Here is a 25,218-nt window from a genome sequence, read left to right on the forward strand (position 1 = left end):
AAAATCGCCTAACGTCCGGTGATCTCACCATAGCCTTTGCCAATAAAGCCGCCTGATGCCTTTATGCGCCCTTCCCAATAAGGCACGGTGAGTTGATTGCGAGAATCGCGGGTAATTGCCTCAATTATGATGGGCGAATAATCGGCCAACACGACCTGCCACTTTTGTGGGTAAACTTTATCGCCAAGTGAAAGTGATGCCAGCACTGAGATGTTGATATGCTGGTGGCTGATCGTTTCTGCCTGGCCATTTTCCCGAATCCGTGTTCCGCTGCAGTTATCGTAGCTGCCAGCCTGGGTACGAATACAAAACAGCATTAATCCGTGTTGTTGGTTTGAGTCGACCAGACTAAACCAGTCCCAGCCGACCTGATCTTCATCCAGCAAGCTTGCAGACCATTCTCGGTCGTACCAGGCGTGGCCGTTTACGTTAAATGTCTGGCCGGCAAAAGTCACCTTGCCAGATGCTTTTAAAAAGGGGTAGCTGTAGTAATAGGAGGCGTGACCACTTTGCGTTTTCTGGCTGTAGCCCTTGTCGCCATGAAATGTGACCGGGCTGTCGGCGAGCGTGAGTGAGACAGCATGATCGGTTTCTGCTGCGGTTAACTGTAATGGTAAGAAGTCCTGACTCAGACTGCGCAACTGCCAGTCATCGATAAAGGCTGAAAATGGGGAGCTGACCACGCCAGCCTGTTCACTGCGGGCAAAACGCTCAAAGGCATGATGGGCTTGCTTATGCTGAATGGCAAAGTGAGCGAAGTACAAATTATCATCCCACCATCTAGATTCAATTTGCCCCGGCACCAAGGTACGAAACAATGTCCACTGCACACCAAATGTCTCGCCCGTCTCTGCAGTCAGGTTGGCTGTGAGGTACCACCATTCAATCCCTTGCTCTGGGTGAATTCCATGGTCCTGTGGAAATGTAATTTGTCGGCCTGGTTTTACCGGTTCACCGCTGGCGATGGATAAACCATCCTGAGCGGATTTTTCGCTGGCCGGTGTGCAAGCCAGTAAGGCTAAAAGCAGCAAAACGCTGCTGACAATAAAGCAACGAGTTTTATTTTGCATTGACCCTCCTCGTCAGTTTACGAATTGGCAGGTACGCGCACAATGCAGCTACTGCAAGCAGCGTCAGGCAGGTCAGGATCAGCGCCTGAATATCAGGATTAAAGTGAATGGTCCAGCCGAAGGCAATGGGCATGACAAACTTGAGCAGCGCGATACCTAAAGCCAATCCTAACGGCAACGTCAGTGCAATAGTGAGTAGAATAATTAGCGTGGTCTGGGTCAACTTCATCACAAGGAGTTGTCTGCGAGAAACACCCAGATTGTGCAATATTGACAGTTGTTTAAGTTGACCGGCACTTAGACTTAACAGGCTGGTACCTAAGCTGGCCAGTGCGACTGCCAGAATAAAGCCGTTGAGCAGTCGGGTGACGACAAAGGTGTCGTTAAATAATATTGACGCATAGCGTTTGAATCGTTCGTTAGGGTAAATTTGGGTGCTGTCCTGCTTAAATTCGTTCACCAACCGCTCGCTGAATCTGTCAAGTGAACTGCTATTGGCTAAGCGGATAGAATAGCCTATAAAAACCTGGTTCAGGTGGCTATCGTTATGCGTGCCTTCGCGTGTAAGCAGCCTGATCCCAGGGTTGCCATAATCGTAGAAGAAGCCACTGATCCGACAATTAAATTGCTGGTCATTTTGCACAAAACTCACCAGGTTTTGTTGCTGTAATCCATATTTTATGGCGGCTTGTTCGTTTGCCAGACACCCCTGCTGAGCAAAATGACTAGTACCGACCTTCCCGCCTGAGGTTAGGCTGATATGTTGATAGTGCTTATTGTCATCGCCGTAGCTTTCCAGCGTAGCCGGAATGCTGTCGATATAGCCCTCACTTTGCTGATAGATGCTGACAAGCGCAACGTCAGACTGGCTGCTCAAGGCTTTGCGTAAATCCGCATTGTGGGTGTCGGTGCGCAGGTAGATATCTGCGCTCAGCTGCGTCTCCAGGTGTCTGTCCAGTGTGACAGCGAAACTGTTTACCATTATCTGCATGCTGATTGCGCTACCCAGCGCGACTACCATTGCCACAATCGCGATATGGAGGTCCTTTAAATGGAAGCGAGAGTCGGCATGCAGCCATTGCGCAAGAGGATTGCTAAAGGTCAGTGGCAAGGTGACCGTGAAACGCAGAATACTGGGCACGATGAGAACGAATAGCATCAAAATGCATAAGCAAAGCAGTAGTGCCTGATAATCGGTTGCCGCTTCATTCAGCAGCCATATTCCAGCGCCCAGACTAACTGCCAGACAGCTGTAAAAAGCCCAGCGGCGATACTGTTGAACTAATGGCGTCTGCGACACCATGATAACCGTCAGCGCAGAAAGGTTAAGCGCAAATCCCAGTGCTACTTTCGACCATTGCCAGACAATTACCAGGGTTTTGTCAAACTGATAGAGGCCCACCAGGGTTCGATTGAGATCCAGTACCAACGCATTAGCAATGAGGTAACCGCAGAGGGCACCGATGATTGCTGTGAACAAACTGACGCTGATGAGCTCGATAATCAACGCTAAACGGATCCCCTGTTTGCTACAACCCAATAAGTGCATCTGCTGCAGCAACGTTTTACGCGAACTTAAGGTCAACTTGATGGCGTTAAAACTTAAGAATGCAGCAACAATGTACCCCAGCAATGCTAACGCCGAAAGGTTAAAAAAGAAGGCCTCAGAAAGAACGGTGAAATTGCGGTTTGCTGCCTCAACCAATTGCGCTTTGCCAGCGACGATTAGGTTAATTTGATCTGCCTGTTTGTCTGTGAATGCTGATAGTTCAATGAAGCTAAGTTGTCCATTTGCTCCTAAGAGGTAATCGGCGGTAGCTAAATCAGTCAGCGCCCATAGTCCGATGTCGCTGGTAAGCCGAATTTCGGGTTGCCGATAACCTACAGGCAGGCTAAGGGGAATGCTTTGGCCATCATCGCTGACGATTCGTGAAGCAAATTGCTCATCCACCAATAAACGTAAGAACGACCATTCCTCGGTAAATTGCTGTGTTTGTGGCTGAGAGTCTGAAGCATTTACGGCCTTTAGCCACAGTAGTGTATTTACCCCTTGAATTGACAGCGACCGCCCTTGCTCGGTTTTAACCGTGCCACGCAATACCGGTTGTGCCTGTGTAATCCCCGAGCGGCGTAATTCAAGCCAAACCTCACCGTCGATGTATTGCTTGCCCGTGAGGGGTTTGATGAGATAGGTGACTGGCTCTGTAAGCAAGGCTGCTGACGCCTCAAAGCGCGATTGTGCTTCCTGGTTTAAACCGGCAATCGCGGTCAGCAGAGCGCTGCCGAGACTCAAGCCTGAAATGAACAGCGCGAGCAGCCAGGGATGTCGGTAATAAAAGGCAAGGTGACTGGACAGTACCAGTCTAACCTCGTTACTCAAGGTTGCCATCTTTGAGTGTTTTGACATTGTCAAAGTACTCAGCTAACTGATGACTGTGAGTAACCATAATTAAGTTTATATTTCTCTCGCGACACAGCGTGGTAAGTAGTTTCACTACCTGATGAGAGCGTTTTAAGTCTAAATTACCGGTGGGTTCATCTGCCAGCACCAGCTGCGGGTTATGCAAAAGTGCCCGCGCGATACCAACCCGCTGTTGTTCGCCACCGGATAGCTGGTGGGGAAGGGCTGAAAGCTTATCTTCAAGACCCAGGGTGCCGACAAGGTGCGCAAAATCATCAGCGCTTTGCGCAGGCGCGTTGAGTCTGTGCTGAAACAAAATGTTTTGGCGTACTGTCAGGCATTCGAGTAACTGATAATGCTGAAAGACCAGCCCTATTTTTCTGCGATAGAGTGAAAGCTGGTGCTCGTCACAGCGGGTCAACTCGTGATTGTTGACCATGATTGAACCGCTGTCAGCACGCAGCAAGCCGGCAAGTAAGTGCAACAGAGTGGTTTTTCCGGAGCCACTGTCACCCAGCAAGGCGACCTGTTCAGCCACAGGAACGGTCAAATTAAGCTGGTCTAAAATGGTATGTGAATGACCGCCGTCTTCGCGGCTGAAGCACAGGTTGTTTACTGCAATCATGGTCTTTCCAAACGCTTTTGTTAAAGCTTAGCACGGCAATCACACGCAAGCCTTGCCTAACTACTCAATGACAAACTGGGTTTTCATAATTTGAGAGCGAATAGAATTTCCCTCGGTGTCCTGGGCTGGAAGAAAACGCCACCCACTCAGTGCATCGACAGCACTTTTTGATAGACCTTTGGAGGTTGATTCAATCACTTCGACATCAGTTGCACGTCCTTGGACATCGACGTAAAACTGAAGTTGGATGACACCGGGCTCGTTGTATTTTGGGCCGATTCGCTTCAATGCAACGGGGGACTCGCGATATATCATTTCGGAAGTCTGAGAACCAACTTCGACCTGCGTAAATGACGCTTCCCATTGCTTGCGGTATGCCTTAGCAGCTTCAGGAGTATCAAAAGCGTAGCCGGCAAACTCACTAGCCTTTTCTTCGTTGCCTTCAAAATTGTAAGCGATAAACATCGCCTTATCGATTAAGGGGTCGTGCGACTGCTCGGTAAACTCCAGCCATGTCTCACCAGATTGGATAGCTAATTCAGTATCACCCTTCTCGACCCACTTGTTTGCCATCCACCACGACTCAATTTCAGCACGTTTGCTCGCTAATAAAAGCCAGTCCATTTGTGCTCTAGGTAACAATGCGTTTACCGTTTCTCGCGCTTTTTCGACACCACAGTGGTTAAGTTGCTCGATGGCCAGAGCGATGCCATTCACCAGTTGGGGTGAATATATTGTTTTAAACACACCTTTCTGGTGAGCTTCCGCATCGTATTGAACCGAATAGCATTTTTTTTGATAAGCTGTATTTGTTTTGTTTTTAGTCGCGGCACAACCTGAGATAACGACCGAAATTAATAATATTAAATATTTCATTGGTTCTTCTTATTCTCTCTGAAATGCTAATGCTTATCACCACGGCTCTGGAACTTGCGTTCCTCGGTATTGATCTTAATCCATTCTCCGGTGCTGATATATTCAGGCACCTGCACCACCAGGCCGGTGGATAATTTAGCTGGCTTGGTGCGAGATGTGGCCGAGGCACCTTTGATAGACGGGTCAGTCTCAACAATTTCCAGTTCCACACTCATTGGCAAGTCTAAAGCCACTGGAGCGTCACTGACGATAACCACCTGGATGCTATCAGTCTCTTCGTTAAAAAATAGCGCTTCCTCAGCAATACTGTCTTTATGCAAGTGATAAGGGGTGTAATCTTCTTTATCCAAAAACACATATTCGTCACCATCCATGTACGAAAACATGGCTGGACGACGCACCAGGTCAGCCATCTCCAACATGTCTGAATCTTTAAAGGTTTCGTCAAACTTCGCGCCACTTACCACATCATACATACGCATGCGATAGATACTGCCGCCCGCTCGCCCTTGCGGTACCGAACGCTCAATATCTCTGACGATACAGGTTTTGCCGTCATACACGATGGTGTTGTTCTTTTTGATTTCACTTGCCTTTGGCATGCTTGTAGTCCTGTAATTGAAAACGCCAGCTTAGCAGGCGGCGTATTATAAAAGCAGTATTTTCAATGATTTTTTGTTGAATCGAAAGTTTAATTTACAGGTCAGAGGGTATTCAATCTGTTTATAGCCGGATGCGAATGTTGCTGGTATAGAATACATAAAAAGAGCGTCGCATTTTTGTTATATTGAGTGTTGACCTGTAATCACGCTTCCCATTTGTATGGTTTTGCAATGACGACAAAAAGAAATACTGTGCTGATTGAAACGCTGCAGCATTTTCAAGCTACGTTTAGCGAGGGGATCAGCGAATACCATCTGATTGAATTATTAAAACAGGAGCCATACGCCTTATTTAACAAAGATGCACTGAGTGATTCACTGGCATTGTTTCAAACACACTTTGTCTTATTCAACGCCCTGTATCAGCTTCAACAGCGATGGCGGCTAGATAAAACGGGAGTTTTACGCATCCATACCACTCATATTGTGCTTGAGCCATTTGTGCATCAAGGCGCCGCCATCGCTGAGCCTGATCAACTAGCCGCTTACTATCTGGACTGGGATAATTTTACCAACACGAAGGTGGATGAGGTGGATCAAATGCTGGATGATTTTTGGCAGCGAATGGCCGGGGTAAAGTCATATGATGAAGCCGAAATTCTCGATGCCAGAAACGTTATGCAAATACCTGAAGACGCCAGGCTGAGCAGGACATTATTAAAACAACAGTTCAGACGCTTACAACATCAGCATCATCCCGATAAAGGGGGTGACCCTGAAAAATCTAAACACATAGTGGCGGCATTCGAAACGTTAATAAAATCAATATGAAGGGATTACTGCGTTTCATATTGAAGGCGTAAAGTGCGAAAAATAAGCAGTTGTCGCGCTTTTTTTAAGCAAAAATCAATTCCGCTAATTGTAATTCTACTTTACTATACAATCGTTTTCTCATTTGAATGGACTCTGTTGTATGAGCGCTTATCGTTTTGCTATTATTTTTTTAGTACTCTTTATTACTGCCTGTGGCGGAGGAGGCGGCAGTTCTTCCAGTCCGACTCCGGCCCCTGCACCCACCCCTATACCGGATCCTGACCCGGCCCCACAACCTGATCCAGTACCTCAGGTGTTCAGCGGAATTTTTCTCGATTCTCCAGTTGCCGGTTTAGGTTTTACCACGACCTCAGGACAACAAGGTGTAACGAACATTGATGGTGAGTATGCCTATGAAGAAAACGATTCGGTAACTTTTAAAATTGGTGATATCACCCTGCCAGACGTTACTGCAGCCAAGGTAGTAACCCCTCTGGATGTGATGGGAACCAAAAATACGCGGTTAGCTTCAGTAATTAACCTGATTCGTTTGATACAGTCTCTTGATGAAGACGGCGATAGCAGCAACGGCATTGTGTTGAGTGAAAGCTTGCTGACCAGGTTGAATGCGTCAGGGCTTAATTTTGACGACTTAGTGAAAAGTGTCAGTGAATTTGAGCAAGCGGTCAATAACGCCGGTATTTTTGATTCGGAGAGCGGAACAACTTTCATCAGTATCTCTGAGGCGATTAAACACTTTGAAGAGTCGTTAAATTCATCAAGCGTGCTGGATTCAGACAAAGACGGTATCCCAAATGCAGAAGATGTGGACGACGATAATGATGGCGTACCAGATAGTGATGACATGTTCCCCTGGGATGAAGCTGAAACGCTCGATTTTGACTTAGACGGTATCGGTGATAACGCGGATTCGGATGATGATAATGATGGAGTTGAGGATAATGTTGATGCGGAGAAAAGACTAATACTCAGCATCGCCGGTACATTAGGCACGCAGATCGATTATTTTTTCGACCAACTAAACCAACGGCTGGTATTAATCAGTGAAGACGAAAAAACGCTCACTGTTTTGGATGTCAATACTGGGGAAACTCTGCAAACGGTCTCTTTTAACAATTTCCCAAAAAAAATTCGTTTAAGTAGCGACAGTCAGAAATTGTATGTTGCGACCAATTCCGCCCCTTCAGCTCGAAGTCGCTGGGACGAAGGTTCATCTTCGATTTTCACCTATGACATGGAATCACTGGAACAATTGTCGAAAATTGACCTTGATACGTTAATTTATGACTTCGTTGTAACGGCCAATAACCGATTGATTACGAGCTCACCTCATTACTATGACGGTAGTCGGGTGTGGAACTTTGCAACTGCAGAGTTTATATCCGAATTGTACGGCCCAGAGCGGATGAACCTAAGCTATGACGAAAGTCGACAGCAAGTTTATGCGATGTCTGAATGGGCAGGCGTGATTTATACAGTAGATACCAGCAGTGCTGGCGAATGGAGTCTTGAGGGCAGGTACACCAATTACAGTTGGGGTGGCAGAAAATTTTGGAACAATTCAAATGATCAGGAGCTGCTCACAAGTTCGGGGCTCATCATCAACAAAGATAGCTTTGTGGCTACCGACTCTTTAAGTATCGGTTATGAAATAGAAGCTGCTCATTTTGACGCATCAAACAACACTATGTTACTTCAATTTGAGGACGACACAGTTTTTTTATACAACTCAGAATATTTAGCTGAAATCAGTGAACTTGCGCTTATTGGAACGGTTAGAGCCTTTAACACAACACAACATTATCTCTACTACCTAAGTGAAACCGGTACCGGCACAAAACTGATTAAGTCTCCCAAGCCCTGTCCTGCCTGTGGAGAAAATACTGCACCAGTCGCAGCGTTCGATTATACATCGGCTTCGGGGACCACTGCTGACATATTCGTTTTTGATGGCTCATCAAGTCGCGATGCAGAGAGCGCGTTGCAATATCGTTGGGATCTGGATGGTGACGGTGAATGGGATACAGAATTTTCTTCCCTTTCAACAATAGAAAAAGACTATTTTGCATCAGGTACGTATCTGGTCACGCTGCAAATAAAAGATGCTGCGGGCGCCACGCACAGTAAATCAAAAGATGTCGTTGTTGAAAACGGTACTAAAGCAGCTATTGAGGTGTCCAATCCAACAGCGAATAGTTACAACTTTGAAGCGCTACAAAGCGTGTTCGCTAGTACCCACGGCAAGTTATATGTCACGGATGATGAAAATCAGTTATGGATTATCGATGCTGATACGGGATTGCCAGAATCCTATTTCGATTTTCCTTTTGCGCTTGAGAACTTAACGTTATCAGGTGATCAGAATTATATTTATTTAAGCCTAATCGACTATGCAAGCAGTTATGCCGACAGACGCTACTTTATCGCAGCGTTTGATGTCAGCCAGCAGGCATTGGTGAATGTGCTTGAAGTGGATGAAAGAGTGAGTCATCTGGATGGCTTAGACGATAAAATATTCGCAATTTTCGGTAATACGCTTAAACAATTTGACGTTGGTACTGGCGAAGAAGTTTTTTCAACGTCTATCAACTATGTTGATGGCTTGATGCTAAATGCGGAAAATGAAGAACTGTGGTTATTGGATTATCAAACAATATACCGCTATCAGATAACTGTGTCAGGGTTATCCCTGATATCGTCACCCTTTATTGCCAACGTTCCTTTTTCACGTGATGCCTGGTTAACCCCAGATGGGAATCACCTGATCAGTTATGACGGCAGTGTAATAAGGGTTTCTGATTTCACCAAAATTGCAACGCTAGAAGGCGACTTGTCCTACATTAGCTCATTGACCTTTGACCCTGATGAAAAGGTTTTATTTGCCGCTGATAACAGGCGACAACTTTATTATTACAGCACTGAATCATGGCAACAAATTGGTAGTTTAACTACTCAGGAGGACGTGTTTCATTCGTACGTACAGGGGGGTGAAATCAAAGTATTTACCTCCGATTATTATGAATCTGCACTGGAATCATATTCACACCCTTGTTCAGAGTGTGGAGAAAATACAGCGCCTCTGGCCGTGTTGAATTACCAAACTGACCTCAATAATGACCTTACTACATCCGTGTTTTCATTTGACGCAAGCTCAAGTTCTGATGCTGAAAGTAGTGCACCTTTAGTATACCGCTGGGACATCGATAACGACGGTGAGTGGGATTCTCTTTTTTCTTACAGCGGCACATTGGAGTATCGGTTCGTTATTCCTGACACCTACACGGTCGCGGTTCAAGTCAAGGACGAATATGGATTAGTCTCAACTGATACTGTCACTATTGAAGTTTCCCAGGGGATTAATGACGGTACAGTTGTGAGTAATGCGGAAGCCTATAATTTAGACTTCTCACCCATTTCAGTATTAACTGACACCCAAAGACGCAAGACCTACATGACAACGAAAATCGTTATAGATGGTTCGGATCATCATCGAGTGTACGTGGTTGATATCGCCACAGGATTGGCCGAACGTTATTACCAAATGCCATCCATTGTGGAGCATATGACACTATCCCAGGCTGGGAATACGCTTTACGTTACAATGCCTTCAAGAAGCCATAGTTCTAGCTGGTACGAGGAAGACCAGTTTGGCTATGTGGCAGTTTTCGATTTATCAACGAATGTGAATCCATCGCACACTCACTCACTGTATGTTACAACCGATCCCTATGATGTTGTTGAGCTAAATGGCGAGTTAATTATATCCAGCGGTTCCGGCTCATATACAGATATTACCTTAGTCGACGCTAGCGATGGCTCAACAATATCCACCTATTCTAGCATTTACCAACAATCGAACTTAGCACTTCACCCGATTACGAATCATATTTTTGTGTCTGAAACTCGTGTCTGGGCAGATGATATTTATGAATTCTCGACAGATGGTTCAACTTTCACTTACGAAAAACAGCATTACCTCAATGCTGGTACAGGCGGAAACGTCTGGTTAACACCGGATGGAAACTTCCTGATTTCTGCACGTGGAGATGTCTTTTCAGCCGTAGATTCGAGCTTTGTTATGACTCTCAGCCATGATTCATCGGTTGATGACGTGGCTTTTGATGTGGTCAACAATGTTGTCTACACAGTTAATGCTGACAGAGTTTCTGAATACAGTTTGACAGATTTTGTGTTAGTTAACTCTGAGGAATTTGCCGGAGGCGACAAATTAATATTTACTCATGACGATGGCTTGATGAAACTAGATTCAGACACAGGTGTGATTGAACGAATCGTATTTTCAGGACCATGATCTTCTGATTTACTAAAACGAACCAAAGCCGACAAAAATGTCGGCTTTTTGATATCAGCAAATCAACTTCAAGCACATCGTCAATTCGTAGGTTGCATGGTTTTAGCGTAACAATCCATCACTCAGTCTCACCATTATTGACTAAGCCCTTCTCAACGCGTATTTTTTAAGGTCCCTGCCACATCGCCAATACGGTAAACATTTAGGTTTTTTCAAATGTATCAGTCTTACAAGGTCGTTACTGTTTTTCTCTCGCTATTACTGCTTGCGTGTGCGGAAGAGTCTGGCTCCCAGCAAGGGATGGGGCAAGATATGCCGCCGCCCGCCGTGTCGGTGATGGAATTGTCGCGAGAAAATATCACCCTCTCCACTTCGCTGCCAGGCCGGGTAACACCTTCTAAACAGGCGCATGTGAGACCGCAGGTGGATGGTGTTGTGGTCAAGCGTCTATTTGAAGAAGGCGCAAAAGTAAAAAAAGGTCAGCAGTTGTATCAAATTGACGATACCCGTTATCGCGCCCAATACAATAGTGCGAAAGCTGATTTACAAAGTGCTCAGGCCAATGTCGATACACTTGAGGCGCGTGCCAAACGCTACCAGAACCTTATTAGTAAAAAAGCCATCAGTGAGCAGGAAAATGATGATGTGATAGCTCAGCTGGCGCAGGCCAAAGCAGCAATCAGTGTGGCTCAGGCTACAATGGATTTGGCCAGGGTTAATTTGGATTACACCCGGGTTTACGCACCTATTGATGGTGAAATTAGCCGTTCAGAAGTGACCGAAGGCGCATTGGTTAACGCCAATCAGACCCAGCAAATGGCAACGATCACGCAATTGGACCCGGTGTTTATCGATATTCAAAGCTCAGGTAAAGAAGTGCTCAAAATCCGTGAAATGATGACGCGGAAAGGCGCGCTTCCCGTTGATTTGATATTGAATAACCTAACCGGCGAAAAGTATGCACATCAGGCAGAGCTTAAGTTTTCAGAAGTCACTGTGGATGAATCCACTGGCGCGGTGACCCTACGGGCCATAGCGCCGAATCCCGATGGCCTGCTGATGCCTGGCATGTTTGTCAAAGCGGATGTGCAAATGTCTTCGGACAGCGCGCTGTTACTTCCGCAGCGGGCTACGACACGTAACCCTGACGGCTCGCTGGTGGTGTTTATCGTCAATGAAGAAAATAAAGTGGAAGCGCGACCTGTTTCAATCTCAGGTAACTATCGTGATCAATATATAGTGAATCAGGGTGTAACCGAGGGTGAAACAATTATTATAACGGGCTATCAGAAAGTGCAGCCCGGCATGGCGGTAACGCCGCAACCGTGGAATTCAGAATCTGCAAGCGCAACCGGGGAGTAAGGATACTGTATGGCTAACTTTTTTATCGAACGGCCGGTATTCGCGTGGGTTCTGGCAATAATTACCATGATGGCCGGGGTATTGGCTATTCGGGCACTGCCCATTGAACAGTACCCCAAAGTCGCGCCGCCCTCTGTGAGTGTCAGCGCATTTTATCCAGGTGCGTCAGCAGAAACTGTTGAAAACTCGGTCACCCAAATAATCGAACAAAACCTTTCTGGTATCGACAATCTGCGTTACTTCTCTGCTACCAGCGCAAATAATTCGATGAATATATCGTTAACCTTCGCACCGGGTACTGACCCTGATATTGCTCAGGTACAAACACAAAACAAAGTACAGGGAGCCATTCCGCTTCTGCCACAACAAGTGCAACAACAGGGCGTAACCGTAACCAAAGCGAATAACTCGTTTGCGTTAGTGGTCGGCGTTTATTCTGATGATGAAACTTTCTCACAGTATGACTTAAGTGACATGCTGGTCACGGTATTCCGTGATCCGATTTCCCGGGTGAACGGGGTGGGTAACGTGCAGGTTTTTGGTGCACAGCGTTCGATGCGCATCTGGCTGGACCCGGCCAAGCTTTACAGTTTCAACATGACGCCTGTTGACGTGCAAAATGCAGTGCGCACCCAAAACACCGATATTTCTGCGGGCCAGCTAGGTGGTATGCCGGCATTGAAAGGTCAGCAAATTACCGCGACCATTCAGGCGCAATCACTACTTCACAGCGTCAATGATTTCGAAAATATTGTGCTGCGGGTTAACACCGATGGCTCCCAGGTGCGTTTGCGTGATGTGGCAAGGGTAGAGCTGGGCGCCCAGTCCTATGATGCGATCGTGCGCTATAAGCGGCATCCTGCATCAGGTATGGCGGTGAGTCTGGCGTCAGGGGCCAACGCACTTGATACCATCGAACGGGTTAAGCAACGGGTTGATCAGCTGCAGGCAACCTTACCTGAAGGCGTAACAGTGGTATATCCGCTGGATTCTTCGCCGTTTATCGAGCTTTCTATTAAATCGGTTGTGCAGACATTGATTGAAGCGGTAGTACTGGTATTTCTGGTAATGTTGTTGTTCTTACAGAACTGGCGTGCCACGTTGATCCCAACAATCGCAGTGCCGGTGGTGCTGTTGGGAACCTTTGCGGTACTTTACTCATTCGGTTTCAGCATTAATGTGTTAACCATGTTTGCCATGGTACTGGCAATCGGTCTGCTGGTGGACGATGCCATTGTGGTGGTCGAAAACGTCGAACGTATCATGGAAGAAGAGGGGCTGGAGCCCAAAGAAGCGACCAAAAAGTCCATGGGACAAATCAGTAGCGCACTGGTAGGGATTGCTGCCGTGCTTTCGACCGTATTTATCCCCATGGCGTTCTTCAGTGGCTCTGCAGGTGTTATTTATCGTCAGTTTTCGATAACCCTGGTGTCAGCGATGATTTTCTCCGTGTTAGTGGCGATTATTTTATCACCCTCACTGTGTGCAACGTTTTTAAAGAAACACCCTCCGCATGATGAAAAAAGCAAAGGGTTATTGGGTGCGTTCAATCGTATGTTCAATGGCGGTCGCCACAAATATCAGCGCTCTGCCTCTTTCATGGCGGGGCGCTTCAAACGCTTCTTCGTGGTTTACGGTTTACTCGTTGCGGGCATGATCGTGATTTTCATGCGCTTACCCGGTTCATTTTTACCCAACGAAGATCAGGGCAGCGTGTTGATGATACTTACTACACCGCCAGGCTCTACTGCCGAACGCACACTTGAATCAGTTAAAAAAGCCGAAGATTTTTTCCTCAATCAGCACGAAGATGTGGTGAAAGATATGTTTTCGGTGGTGGGATTTAGCTTTGCCGGCAGTGCACAAAACGCGGCCATGGGCTTTGTGCATCTGGTCGACTGGGATGAGCGCGACGAATCACAAAGTGCGTTTGCCATTACCAATCAGGCTTATGGCGCGTTTTCTCAATTTCAGGATGCGATGGCATTTCCAATCATGATGCCCCCAATTATGGAGTTGGGCAGCGCGACCGGTTTCAGTATGCAATTGGTTGACCGCGGCGGTTTAGGACATAAAGCGCTGATGGATGCGCGCAATCAGCTGTTAGGCATGGCGTCGCAAAATCCGAAGCTAATGGGGGTGCGACCCAACGGACTTAGCGATGTACCTCAGTTCAAGATCAACATTGATAACGAGAAAGCTTCCGCATTGGGTATCCCTCTAAACGAAATAAACGCGACATTACAGATTGCCTGGGGCTCAAGTTACGTTAATGATTTCATTGACCAAGGGCGCATCAAGCGGGTCTATCTGCAAGCCGATGCACCCTATCGGATGAATCCAGATGATTTGGATAAATGGTATGTGCGTAACGCGCAAGGCGAGATGGTGGCGTTCAGTGCGTTTGCCACTTACGAGTGGACCTATGGTTCGCCCCGTCTGGAACGTTTCAACGGCATCGGTTCGCTGAATATACAGGGCGGCCCAGCACCGGGTGTTTCTACTGGCGAAGCCATGCAGGAAATGCAAAAGATTGTCGATCAGTTACCCCAGGGATTCGGTATTGAATGGACAGGCTTGTCGTATGAGGAGCAGGAGGCAGGTGCTCAGGCCCCCATGCTTTATGTGATCTCAGTGCTGGTGGTATTTTTATGTCTGGCAGCTCTGTACGAAAGCTGGGCGGTACCGGTGGCGGTTATTCTGGTGGTACCCCTGGGCATTTTAGGCGCGGTAACGGCCGCTTTCCTGTTTGGTTTACCCAATGATATTTACCTGCAGGTGGCATTTTTAACCACCGTAGGCTTGGCGGCGAAGAACGCCATATTGATTGTTGAATTTGCGCGCGAGCAAGTGTCGCACGGTGAGGACTTAATGGTTGCAGTGGCCAACGCCGCCAAACAACGTTTTCGCCCGATTATTATGACCTCGATGGCATTTATTCTGGGCGTATCACCGCTGGCATTAGCCAGCGGAGCGGGCGCAGCGGCGCAAAATGCCATTGGTCTGGCCGTTATTGGAGGTATGCTGGCTGCAACCTTCCTGGCCATTTTCTTCGTACCAATGTTTTATGTGGCGGTAGAAAGGGTATTGAGAAGACGCTAGCGTAGCGTGGGTTAAGTTACCTAGCTTTCCAGTGGCTGGGTAACCCTGTTATAGCAGTGTGACTAGCCCACAACCATTATATCAGTTTACTGAGCATCCACAGGCCTGCACCTAACATAAACAGGTTTTCTGATAAGCTGATAAAGCCCAGTGGTACATCGCTATCGCCCCCTACACAGGCGCATTTAAGCTCGCGTTTATCGATGTAGACCGCCTTGATTACTGACGCCGCACCGATCCCACCAATAAAAATGGACACTGGAGCCACCGCTAATACAGGTAGCTGCGCCAGCATACCTATGCCAGCGTAGGCTTCTGCAAATGGATAAAAATAAGCGTAACGTAAATGCTTCATTGCCAGCAGATCATATGTTATGAACATGGTGGCAAAAGAACGCACATCCTGCAGCTTCTGCAACGCAAGTAACACCATGGCAAAGGCGACAAAATGCAAAATGACGGGCTCGGGGGCGAGTGGTAGTCGTGATGAAAAGAGCAAGGCAATCACGAAGAGTGCCGCAATAGCAAAAATGGCTATAACAGGGGTATAGCGTGAGCCCTTTTGGCTTTCCTCAGCTTTGCCGAAAAATTCTCGCAAGTCGTCATAACCGCCAACGCGCTTGCCATCGATAAATGTCTGCGGCGTTGTCTCTACACCATGTTTTTCTTTAAATGCGTCGGTTTCCTCGCGGGATGTAAGCTTGTGATCTTCCACCGCAAAACCTTTGCGTTCAAGCAAATCTTTTGATTTCAACCCATACGGACAAATATGCTGATCGGTGACCATACGGTATAACGTGGCTTCTCTACTCATAAGATACCCCCTATACAGTTTGCTGGTTATTAGGTAGGTAGGACGTCTAAGTAGATTAAGATCACCTGACGCGGGAACTCAGCTAACGAGCTGCAAATAAGCTAACGAGCTGAAAATAAGCCTCTGTTTTAAGTTGGTTCATCAACAGTGTCTATAACCAGCGTTTCCACAACATTGCAATTAACATAACAATGGCTAAGCCGCCCATGCCAGCCATTAACAGGGTAAACGCTTCAGGGGTTTCGGTGCCGGGCAAACCCGCTACATTCATACCAAAAACGCCGGTTAGAAATGAAAGAGGTAAAAATATGGCAGTAACCAAAGATAGCACGTACATGCGCATCCCCTGACGATCGGCAATTGAATTGCGTAATTCGTCTTGTAACACGATGGCGCGTTCCCGGGCTAAATCGAGATCTTCAATGTATCGGGTGACACGTTCCGTTTGCTCTCTTAGCGCAAACATTTGTTCATTGGAGAGATGCGGCAATCTGAACATGGCATCTAAGGCGTCCCGTTGGGGGGCCAGATAGCGTCTAATCGACGCTGCGCGCCGACGTAGATCGCTGAGCGCCAAACGGGCTTTTTTATCCAGCTGCTCGCTTAATTCAAAATCCACTAACGTATCGTCGAACTGATCCACGGTTTCGTGAATTTTGTCAGCTACATTTTCGATGATATGAATAAGCATATGCGTAGAGGAGGCAGGAGCCTGGTCGTTGGTTACCTGGTCTCGACTTTCATTAATCGACATTAAACCGCGATCTGCTCTCCTGGCGGTGACAATTAATTTCTCTTCTAACCACACTCGTAGTGAAACCATGTCATCAGGGGCAGCGCCGGGGTTTTTGTTAATTCCGCGCAGATAAATCAAGGTACCTTTGTCGACTGTCATGGTTCGGGGGCGCGTGACCAGTGTAGAGAGTTTATCAGCAACCGTTTCCGACAGCCCGATTGCTTTCATTACGCTGTCGACCTCGTCCACGTCAGAGCAAAGGTGGATCCACAAATACTCATCGTGAGCGCAGGAATAGGGAAAATCATCTAAATTTAGAGAACGGCTGCTGCCATTCGCGTTAATTACATAAGCCCATAAAAAGGCTTCAGTAGTCGCAGCTTTATTCATGCATCAACTTCTTTTTTGGGACGCACCAGACTCAGCGAGCCATCTATGTGAACATCACGCTGCGGGAAAGCAATTACAATGTTGGCGTCGTTAAATAACTCATCTATGGCAAACCTGACGGCACTGCGTATCTTACGTAAGTCTCGTTCAACTGTAGCGTTAACCCAGAAATACACTTCAAAGACCAGCGCGTTATCGCCAAAGTCTTCAAAAATCACTACTGGTTTGGGTTCGGTTAAGATATCTTCCTGCATCGTCACCGCTTGCTCTATAAGCTCTGCGACTTTTTTACATGGAGAACCATAGGCAACACCTACTTTAACCGTGGTGCGGGTAAGGCGATCAATCAATGTCCAGTTGATCACAGTATTTTCTAACAGTTTACTATTGGGAATAAGCATATGTACGCCATCTATCCGCCGAATGCGGGTAGAGCGGGTATTGATGGCTTCTACAGAGCCGCGAGCGTTATCGACTTCCAGAAAATCGCCAATTCGAATGGGCCTTTCCCACATTAAAATCCAACCGCTGATAAAGTTATTAATAATATTTTGCGCACCAAAACCGACACCTATGGCGATTGCTCCGGAAAGAAAGGCAAAGGCGGTCAACGGTACACTAAGCATCTCCAGCGTGGTGACAATGAGAATGGCAAAAGCAATAATATAAAAAATGCGTTTAAACAGATGAACGGTGTCAGCGCTTGCACCAGTTTTGCGTAGTCGATAGGTCGAAAGGTGAGCCAGTTTGCGAATGACCCACGAACCAATCAGGAAAACAATAGGGATAAACAGCAACTCACCAAGAGTGAACGTATGCTTGAACAGGGTAAACAATTCGAAGGATAAATATTGTCTGATTTCGGCTAACAATTCTTGCACACTAAATTCTCTTGGTCGCGAAATATGTTGATTTGTCATCTATTTTGGCATGATAGACTGTCAACGAACTGCTTGCCAAGTTAAACGCTATTGATTTGAACCGACAACCAGCAAAGCAAAGTAACTATTAGGGCGCTAACTAAAGGACACCGATAAATGATTAAAATCCTACAGAATTCAATTTGCCGCGTTGTAAAACTTGCTGCGCTTTTAGGGCTTTGCCTTTTCACTGTTTCTTCCTACGCGTTGACGTTCAAGCTCTCAGAAAAAGACGTAGATATGATGGCTAAAGCGTCGTTCCCGCAAACGCAGTTGCATGAGGGAATGATTTTAACCTTTTCCGATCCAGAGGTTGATTTAGGCGTGGCTAATAATGATGTCAGCATGGTCGTAACGATGAAAGCGGAAAAAACCGAAGGGGTGATTATCGCGCGCGGGAAAATCAGCGGACAACTGGCCTGGCGCAGAGCAAAAAAAGAATTACAGATTGAAAAGCCAGTGCTGTCAGATTTAAAAATTCTGGAAAATAAGATGTCGGATGCCACTGGCATGATAGAAGGTGTGAAAGCCATTCAGGGCAAAGTGTTGCCCGTGATTCTATTGCTCGATATGAATGAAATGGAATTGGGTATTTTCGCCAACCAGTTGCCAAGAAGTATGGCAGTTCGCGATGAACAGTTAATAATTGAGATGTAAATGAAGAAACTGGCATTCTTGTCAACAGACAATCTGGAAGATTTTTTTGTTTATGATGATCTGCTGGTAGTGCCGTTTGCACAAGCCGGTTGGCATGTGGATACGATTTCCTGGCATCGCAGTGATGTGAACTGGGATGACTATGAAGCTGTTATCGTGCGAAGCACATGGGATTATCAACAACATGCCAACGCATTTTTAAATGCGTTAACGATTATCGAGCAATCTACGGCGCGGCTGGAAAATCCATTTCAGCTGCAACGCTGGAACATGCATAAAACGTATTTGAATGATCTGCAAAAGCAGGGGATAACCACGGTGCCTACTTTATGGTTACCAGGGTTTGACAAGCACCTGATAGCGGCTCAGTTCGATTTATGGGACACCAGGCATCTGATAATTAAACCTACCTTAAGTGCGAATGCGGATGATACCTTTAAACTCACCCCTGCTGAGCTTGAGGAAAAGTCTGAGCAGTTAAGCTCGCTATTTACTCGCCGGGAGATGATGGTCCAGCCTTTTTTGGATACCATCGTTGAAGAAGGCGAGTATTCGCTGTTTTATTTTGGTGGCGAATACAGTCATGCGATTTTAAAACGTCCGGCAGCGGGTGATTTTCGTGTACAGGAAGAGCATGGCGGGCAGCTTTCTCCACATCATGCAGATGCTACAATGCGTCAGGTCGCAGAACAAGCTCTCGCCGCTATGCCTGATTCTGCTCTATATGCAAGGGTGGATTTAATTCGCTGCAACAATGAATGGGCAGTAATGGAACTGGAACTGATAGAGCCCTCATTGTACTTCACGCTCGACGCTAAATCGCCTCAACGTTTTGTGGATGCGTTTATTGCCAGATTGGATAGATGATCGCGAAAAGTGGCGTGGGTAATGTTATCCCCCCGCTTCCGTGCGGGGATGATAACGCGGTGGTAAATCGTTTATCTATCGCGGTCCAGATCTCGACTGCGATGCACATCCCGAGGTTGCCTGGTGGGTACTGTCTGCTGACGTGACATATCGCGAACTGGGGCCATGTCCCGTGAGATAGCGCCTCTGGAGATTTCTCGCGAAACATCCTGTTGTCTGCGCTCTATCACCTCGCGCTGAATTTCTCGACGCTCAACCTGAGGGCGAGGGGTAACCTGCCGTTCACGCTGCATATACTCTTTTTTGTCGATGACCGGGCGTTCCGGTTGCGCCAGTTCACCCCTGCGAATAGGCGTGACATCGCGTTTTTCCCGATTAAGTTCGCGTGATTGCGTCTTCACCACATCACGCTGTTGGATGACTTTTTCCCGGGGCATACTGCGTACGTGACGCAACTGGTCGTTAAGCTCGCGATGTTCAATTTTGCGTTGCTGGTAGCTGGCTTTGCTTTGAATATGCTTACCTTCACGCAGTGATTGGACCCGGTTAATGACTCTTGGGGAATAACGGGTGCGACGATGGTCAGCGTTATGATCCCAGCGCTGATAGCCTTTGCTGTACACATGCCGGGTATACCGAGGATGGTGGTAATAACGCACCGGTGCATGGCTAACCACCACATAGCGATCGTGCCAGTGAATACCACCAAAGTAAAAATGGGTACTTAAGCGGAAACTGGGGCTCCAGTAAAAACTCGCGTGAGAAACTGCATGCACAGGGTGATGCCAATATACCGGGGCAATTGGATGCCACCAGCTGCCATAAACGACGCGTGTATCGTAATAAGGAATATACACGATTTCACGTCGACGGGGCTCTATCACTATGACCTCTTCCTCTTTTTCGTAGGTTAAATAGTCAGAGTTTTTAAGGTTCCCAGTATTTAATGCATGTTGACGTAACACTTGCACCCGGGCCAGCACGCGACCCTGGTCAATTAATACGTTATCACCTAAATCCTGTAACCAATCCAAATCGTCACTCATGGTTTCCAGTACTTGCGTCAAGGGCGCAAGCGCACGCACACTGGGATCCCAGTCAAACACTTCCACTTCTTCCGCCACTTCTTCAGCAGTTAAATGCGAATTGTCTTTACGCCACCGATAGGCGTTTAACACCTCTAATGGATAGGTAGAGGCAATCAGTATGTGGGTGAGCACGGTGTCGGGGTATAACGCGATGGGCGCTAAAATGCTGTCCAGCTCCGCATCACTGAATTCATCCTGCTTCATCTGTGGCTCAGGTGGCGGAGTGGCGCTCACGGGAGTGCTCAGCACCACGCCGGCAAGCGGCAGTGTGGCTAATACGGCAATCAAAATTTTTTTCATCATCACTCCTTATTCGCAGGCATATATCCGATGAGGATTTATACGTGTTAATTGGAGTTATAGAGGGTTGAGGATTAACGGAAGCTGAATCAAACTTAAACTAGTTAAATCGAGATGCATAAAACTACACTTTAATACAGTCGCGTTTACATCGACTCTCCCATAGAGTTCACATTGTTCGAAGACGAACATTCATGTTTAGCAAATTCACCAAAAATTTTTAAAGGAATAAAATGAAAGAATTACATAACGATGAGTTAGAAGCTGTTTCTGGCGGATTGTACAATTTTTTTCCTGGCTATGGTGCAAGTAAGCTTCTTGATGGTTACTGGGATTGGGTAGCAGGTGGAGCAGTTGGTTAAAAAGTAGAAAATAATGGTCGTGGTTATGACGCTCCGCTACTTTAAATTTGTCTTGAAAAGCCGCATCTTTAGCGACTTTCCAGTTTGGGAGGGCTAAGCAGTGAAAAAGTTTTCCATAATATTTCTAAGTCTCATCATAATCTTCAGCGCTGATTATTTAACAGATGAACCCCTTATACATTCATGGAATGAGCTTACGCGATTCACTATTTTATACGAGGTGCTATATTTTGCTTGCGCCTACGTGCTGGCATCGATGATTGTTCATTTTACTGCGCAGACTTTAACTAAGTTCAACACCCAAAATTAAAGCTAATCTTTAAACAAATGCGGGTCAAAGGCATGACCAAGTTTTTCGGTTTTGGTTTTAATATAGTGCTTATTGTCTTTGGTGATACCATGGTCGATAGGTTTACGCGCGACAATTTCAACGCCTAGTTTTTCCAATGCCGCCACTTTACGCGGATTGTTAGTCATCAGTTCGACTTTATTCACATTCAGTTTTTCAAGCATGAGCTTACAGATGTCATAGCTGCGTAAATCGGCATCAAACCCTAAATGTTCGTTTGCCTCTACTGTATCCATGCCCGCATCTTGTAAGTTATAGGCACGAATTTTATTCAATAAGCCGATGCCACGGCCTTCCTGACGCAGGTACAGTAACACCCCAAATCCTTTTTCCACCATGTTTGCCATCGCTTTTTCGAGCTGAAAGCCGCAATCGCAACGGGTACTAAATAGGGCGTCACCGGTTAGACATTCTGAATGAATGCGAATGGGCACTACATCACTTTCTTTCCATTCACCGTAGGAAAGTGCGACGTGCTCCTGACCACTGGCTTCAACAAATCCGTGAATACGAAAATTACCTAAGCGGGTAGGTAGTTTTGCAGAGCTTACATATTCATATTTAGGTTGCTGGCTGGTCATAACACATCTTTATCGCTGTTGGAGAACCGTTAATGTTAGGGCAGTTTGGTGAAATACAATAATGCTGCAACGAATTATACCAGTGTTAGCTGGTGTTCGCATCGCTATCCAGTGAGACATACTCCTTAAGGCTGCGCGGTTTGGCAATACCGTACCCCTGTGCGTAATTGACACCCATTTTACCCAGCGCCACCATGGTTGCTTCATCTTCAACACATTCTCCCACGGTTTCCATTCCCATGGCTTTAGCGACATCTTTGATGGAAGAGACCATGGCGTGGTCCACCGGGTCGTTCAGCATATCTTTAATAAAACTGCCGTCAATTTTTACACTGTTTACCGGTAAATGCTTGAGGTAGGTGTAGGACGAGAAACCGCTACCAAAGTCGTCTAACGCAAACTGACAGCCCAGTTGTTGAAATGTCTTCATGAACTGTAAGGTATCTTCCATTTTTACGATAGCGACAGTTTCTGTAATCTCAAAACAGACTTTTTCATACGGCACACCCGATCGTTCAAACGCATTCAGAATGAGCAATTTCAAATCTTTATCCGCCAAAGACGGGCCGCTTAGGTTAATGCAGCAACGCTTTACGCGGTTCAATACGACAGGGTTCTGAGCAAACCACTTAAAGGTATTTTCAACCACCCAGCGGTCAATTCTGGCGCTAAGATCGTAGCGTTCTGCTGAAGGGAAGAAAGCAGAGGGAGGAATAAGCTCCCCTGTTTCAGAAATCATACGCACTAAAATTTCAAAATAATCACCTTGCTGCTGGGCATTTAACACGCGGTAATGCTGGTAATAAAGTTCGAAATTGTTCTGTTCGAGCGCCTGGTTGATATCAGCAAGCCAGGCCAGCTCCTGTTCGTAGCGTTGAAGACTCTCATCATCGTCACTGTAACGATGAATCTGGTTGCGCCCCTGCTCCTTGGCAATATAGCAGGCAGCATCAGCCATGCTTAATAGTTGTTCAGGATTGGCCGGGTATTCGGTGCAATTGAGTAAGCCAATGCTGACGCCGAGGGTGAATACGCGATTTTCCCAGATAAAGCGATACGCTTGTATTGCGTTTAAAATCTTTACCGCCTGCAAGTACGCAACGTCTTCACTATGTCGTTCAAACAGCACAGCAAATTCATCGCCACCGAGTCGGGCAACAATACCTTTGCCCGCCAGAGTGCTCTGGATTAAACGGGCAATTTCTTTAATCAGTGTATCACCGGCTTTATGTCCGCAGGTGTCATTAACGGTTTTGAATCTGTCTAAATCCAAATAGAGTAAAACCACATCGGCTTTGGATTGCTCCACCAGATTAGCCGCGCTATGTAAGCGCAGCTCAAATTCGCGACGATTAAACACGCCGGTGAGACTGTCATGACTGGCCAGGTACTCCAGGCTGATATCTGATTGCTTTCTCTCGGTGATATCGAAAATTGAGCCATACAAAAAGCGATCTTCATCTTCGTTTTGTAACTGGCAGGAGATACAGAACCAGAACTCGTTGCCGTCTGCTTTGCGCCCCTTGATCTCTTTGCCCATTACCGAGCCTTTCTCCAATAACTCACCGACCAGCAGCTTGCGGTCTTCCGGGTTTGCGTAAAACTGTTTGGTATTTTTTATTGCTTTAAGCATGCTGTCTTCATCTTCGTAACCAAACACCGCACACATGGCAGGGTTTACACTCTTGAGTGCGCCATCTACCGTTGAGGTGTATAAGCCTTCGGCAGAGTTACGAAACAAATTATAAAAGTAGTTTAAGCTGCTAATAGTTTGTTCTTTTGCACTAATTTCCTGTTGAGTAAAGCTGCGCTCTTTTAATTCAACGCAGACACCATAACTTAAACAGGCCAATGACAGCATCAGCACACTCAACGCAGTATGATAAGAAGTCAGGCTGTAACTATTGGCAAGAATATCAATTTGCAACGCAAATAACGCGACCAGAAATAACCAGCTTATTAAATAAATTCGAGATAAAGACTTATTGCGACGGTCGCGAAAAATCAGCGCGGAGAAAACCTGGACCAGGCTGGCTATCGGCAGCGTCAGCAAAATAGTGATTGATAAGTAGTAAGTATTTTGCGTTGCCACTGCCACTAACAGATATAAAGGGCCAATGTAATTTAAAAAATGAAAGCCAACGGGCAAGCGCACAAACAAATTATGGGTAACATTCGCCAACGAAAACAAGATAAATGCCAATAAGACGGCTAGGATTGGCTCAGCGTACTCTGAAACCGGAAAAACCGTGTCCAGTAAACCCTGCATCGCGATGACAAGCGTCAGGAAAAACAGGTTGGTCATCGCCAACCAGAATCGCGCCGGTGTGCGCTGATAAAGATAAGACAAGAAGAAATAGATAAAAAGAATCGCTAACTTACCGACTAATATGCCCAAAAATAATAGATGTACTTTGCTATGCGCGGTCAGTGCGTTGTGCTGCCATAAAAAAATTGGCAGACTGGTTAAGCCGTTATCCTCAATACTCAGCAGAACCGTGACCGTCTGATTTTTGGGTAATTTAAAATCGTAGGTTATCGCTGGAAGCGTTTGCTCGAACCAGGAAGTGGGATTTTCAGCAGTAGTTTTATGCGAGTGAATAATTCGTTGGCGTTCATCAACGATCCAGATGGTAACTTCATCTAATCCAAGCCGTTCTACCGTCAGCGCCATTTTCAAGGGTTTATTTGCAATATTTTGCACGTGACTCATCATCCACACCCGGGTGTCGTCATCCAGGGGGTGTAAGAAATGCGGATTGAGTTTGCCCGTGGTCGAGTTAATTACTTCTGAGAATGAAACGTGTTTTTCAGCGAGTCGACTTAAACTATGGTGCTGCAAGTTAGCTTTGCTGAATTCTTCATCTATCAGCAGCGTTTCTGCTACAGCATGATGAACCTGGAAGACGAAAAGGACACAGGTTAACAACACCGTAATAATGCTGCTAAACGCAACACGTCTGTTTTTTA

Annotated in this window: 18 protein-coding genes; 7 read left to right on the forward strand and 11 right to left on the reverse strand. The window is 46.4% G+C overall.

Annotation, left to right across the window (positions count from 1 at the left end):
• Positions 1-8: 8 nt before the first annotated feature.
• From HCJ96_RS07630 to efpL, 5 genes are read right to left on the reverse strand one after another with little or no spacing between them, the layout of a single operon-like run.
• On the reverse strand, positions 9-1,070 hold the full coding sequence (locus HCJ96_RS07630) for a lipocalin-like domain-containing protein (RefSeq protein WP_169210457.1): 1,062 nt from the start codon (positions 1,068-1,070) through the stop codon (positions 9-11).
• On the reverse strand, positions 1,060-3,477 hold the full coding sequence (locus HCJ96_RS07635; RefSeq protein ID WP_246261224.1) for an FtsX-like permease family protein: 2,418 nt from the start codon (positions 3,475-3,477) through the stop codon (positions 1,060-1,062). Before HCJ96_RS07635 ends, HCJ96_RS07630 begins: the two co-directional genes overlap by 11 nt.
• Complete coding sequence (locus tag HCJ96_RS07640; protein WP_169210458.1) at positions 3,443-4,096, reverse strand: ABC transporter ATP-binding protein; 654 nt, start codon at positions 4,094-4,096, stop codon at positions 3,443-3,445. Before HCJ96_RS07640 ends, HCJ96_RS07635 begins: the two co-directional genes overlap by 35 nt.
• Before the next feature lie 60 nt (positions 4,097-4,156).
• Complete coding sequence (locus HCJ96_RS07645) at positions 4,157-4,972, reverse strand: energy transducer TonB (protein ID WP_169210459.1); 816 nt, start codon at positions 4,970-4,972, stop codon at positions 4,157-4,159.
• Positions 4,973-4,998: 26 nt separating this feature from the next.
• Complete coding sequence (gene efpL / locus HCJ96_RS07650) at positions 4,999-5,574, reverse strand: elongation factor P-like protein EfpL (protein ID WP_169210460.1); 576 nt, start codon at positions 5,572-5,574, stop codon at positions 4,999-5,001.
• Positions 5,575-5,805: 231 nt separating this feature from the next.
• On the opposite strand from efpL, the gene HCJ96_RS07655 reads away from it, so the two are divergent.
• The 4 genes from HCJ96_RS07655 (at position 5,806) to HCJ96_RS07670 (ending at position 15,184) form a co-directional block, all read left to right on the forward strand.
• On the forward strand, positions 5,806-6,405 hold the full coding sequence (locus HCJ96_RS07655; RefSeq protein WP_169210461.1) for a DNA-J related domain-containing protein: 600 nt from the start codon (positions 5,806-5,808) through the stop codon (positions 6,403-6,405).
• Between the two features lie 142 nt (positions 6,406-6,547).
• Positions 6,548-10,720 carry a PKD domain-containing protein gene (locus HCJ96_RS07660; protein ID WP_169210462.1) on the forward strand — a complete coding sequence of 1,391 codons (4,173 nt, stop codon included), beginning with the start codon at positions 6,548-6,550 and terminating at the stop codon, positions 10,718-10,720.
• Positions 10,721-10,936: 216 nt separating this feature from the next.
• A complete protein-coding gene (locus HCJ96_RS07665) occupies positions 10,937-12,082 on the forward strand; it encodes an efflux RND transporter periplasmic adaptor subunit (protein WP_169210463.1) in 1,146 nt (381 codons plus the stop codon).
• 9 nt (positions 12,083-12,091) lie between these two features.
• Positions 12,092-15,184: an efflux RND transporter permease subunit gene (locus HCJ96_RS07670; protein ID WP_169210464.1), complete on the forward strand. Its 3,093-nt coding sequence runs from the start codon at positions 12,092-12,094 to the stop codon at positions 15,182-15,184.
• Between the two features lie 76 nt (positions 15,185-15,260).
• Here the strand turns inward: HCJ96_RS07670 and HCJ96_RS07675 are convergent, their stop codons facing one another.
• From HCJ96_RS07675 to HCJ96_RS07685, 3 genes are all read right to left on the reverse strand, one after another.
• Complete coding sequence (locus HCJ96_RS07675) at positions 15,261-15,998, reverse strand: MauE/DoxX family redox-associated membrane protein (RefSeq protein ID WP_169210465.1); 738 nt, start codon at positions 15,996-15,998, stop codon at positions 15,261-15,263.
• A gap of 151 nt (positions 15,999-16,149) precedes the next feature.
• Positions 16,150-17,124, reverse strand: a complete 975-nt coding sequence (locus tag HCJ96_RS07680; protein WP_169210466.1) for a zinc transporter ZntB — start codon at positions 17,122-17,124, stop codon at positions 16,150-16,152.
• Complete coding sequence (locus HCJ96_RS07685) at positions 17,121-17,996, reverse strand: mechanosensitive ion channel family protein (protein ID WP_246261248.1); 876 nt, start codon at positions 17,994-17,996, stop codon at positions 17,121-17,123. Before HCJ96_RS07685 ends, HCJ96_RS07680 begins: the two co-directional genes overlap by 4 nt.
• A gap of 165 nt (positions 17,997-18,161) precedes the next feature.
• Between HCJ96_RS07685 and HCJ96_RS07690 the strand changes: the two genes are divergently transcribed.
• Both HCJ96_RS07690 and HCJ96_RS07695 read left to right on the forward strand, forming a co-directional pair.
• Positions 18,162-18,701, forward strand: a complete 540-nt coding sequence (locus HCJ96_RS07690) for a hypothetical protein (protein ID WP_169210468.1) — start codon at positions 18,162-18,164, stop codon at positions 18,699-18,701.
• On the forward strand, positions 18,702-19,568 hold the full coding sequence (locus tag HCJ96_RS07695; protein WP_169210469.1) for an ATP-grasp domain-containing protein: 867 nt from the start codon (positions 18,702-18,704) through the stop codon (positions 19,566-19,568).
• Between the two features lie 71 nt (positions 19,569-19,639).
• Here the strand turns inward: HCJ96_RS07695 and HCJ96_RS07700 are convergent, their stop codons facing one another.
• Entirely contained in the window at positions 19,640-20,959 is a 1,320-nt protein-coding gene (locus HCJ96_RS07700) for a DUF3300 domain-containing protein (RefSeq protein ID WP_246261226.1), read from the reverse strand.
• Between the two features lie 230 nt (positions 20,960-21,189).
• Between HCJ96_RS07700 and HCJ96_RS07705 the strand changes: the two genes are divergently transcribed.
• Positions 21,190-21,318 carry a bacteriocin gene (locus HCJ96_RS07705; RefSeq protein WP_169210470.1) on the forward strand — a complete coding sequence of 43 codons (129 nt, stop codon included), beginning with the start codon at positions 21,190-21,192 and terminating at the stop codon, positions 21,316-21,318.
• A gap of 312 nt (positions 21,319-21,630) precedes the next feature.
• Here the strand turns inward: HCJ96_RS07705 and ribA are convergent, their stop codons facing one another.
• Together ribA and HCJ96_RS07715 are read right to left on the reverse strand one after the other, a co-directional pair.
• Positions 21,631-22,248 carry a GTP cyclohydrolase II gene (ribA, locus tag HCJ96_RS07710; protein ID WP_169210471.1) on the reverse strand — a complete coding sequence of 206 codons (618 nt, stop codon included), beginning with the start codon at positions 22,246-22,248 and terminating at the stop codon, positions 21,631-21,633.
• An 85-nt stretch (positions 22,249-22,333) separates the two neighbouring features.
• The gene (locus HCJ96_RS07715) at positions 22,334-25,180 is read right to left on the reverse strand and encodes an EAL domain-containing protein (protein ID WP_169210472.1); all 2,847 of its coding nucleotides are present in this window, start codon (positions 25,178-25,180) and stop codon (positions 22,334-22,336) included.
• Between the last annotated feature and the right edge of the window lie 38 nt (positions 25,181-25,218).

Source organism: Alteromonas ponticola, from assembly GCF_012911815.1.
In the GTDB taxonomy this organism is placed as follows: Bacteria; Pseudomonadota; Gammaproteobacteria; order Enterobacterales; family Alteromonadaceae; genus Alteromonas; species Alteromonas ponticola.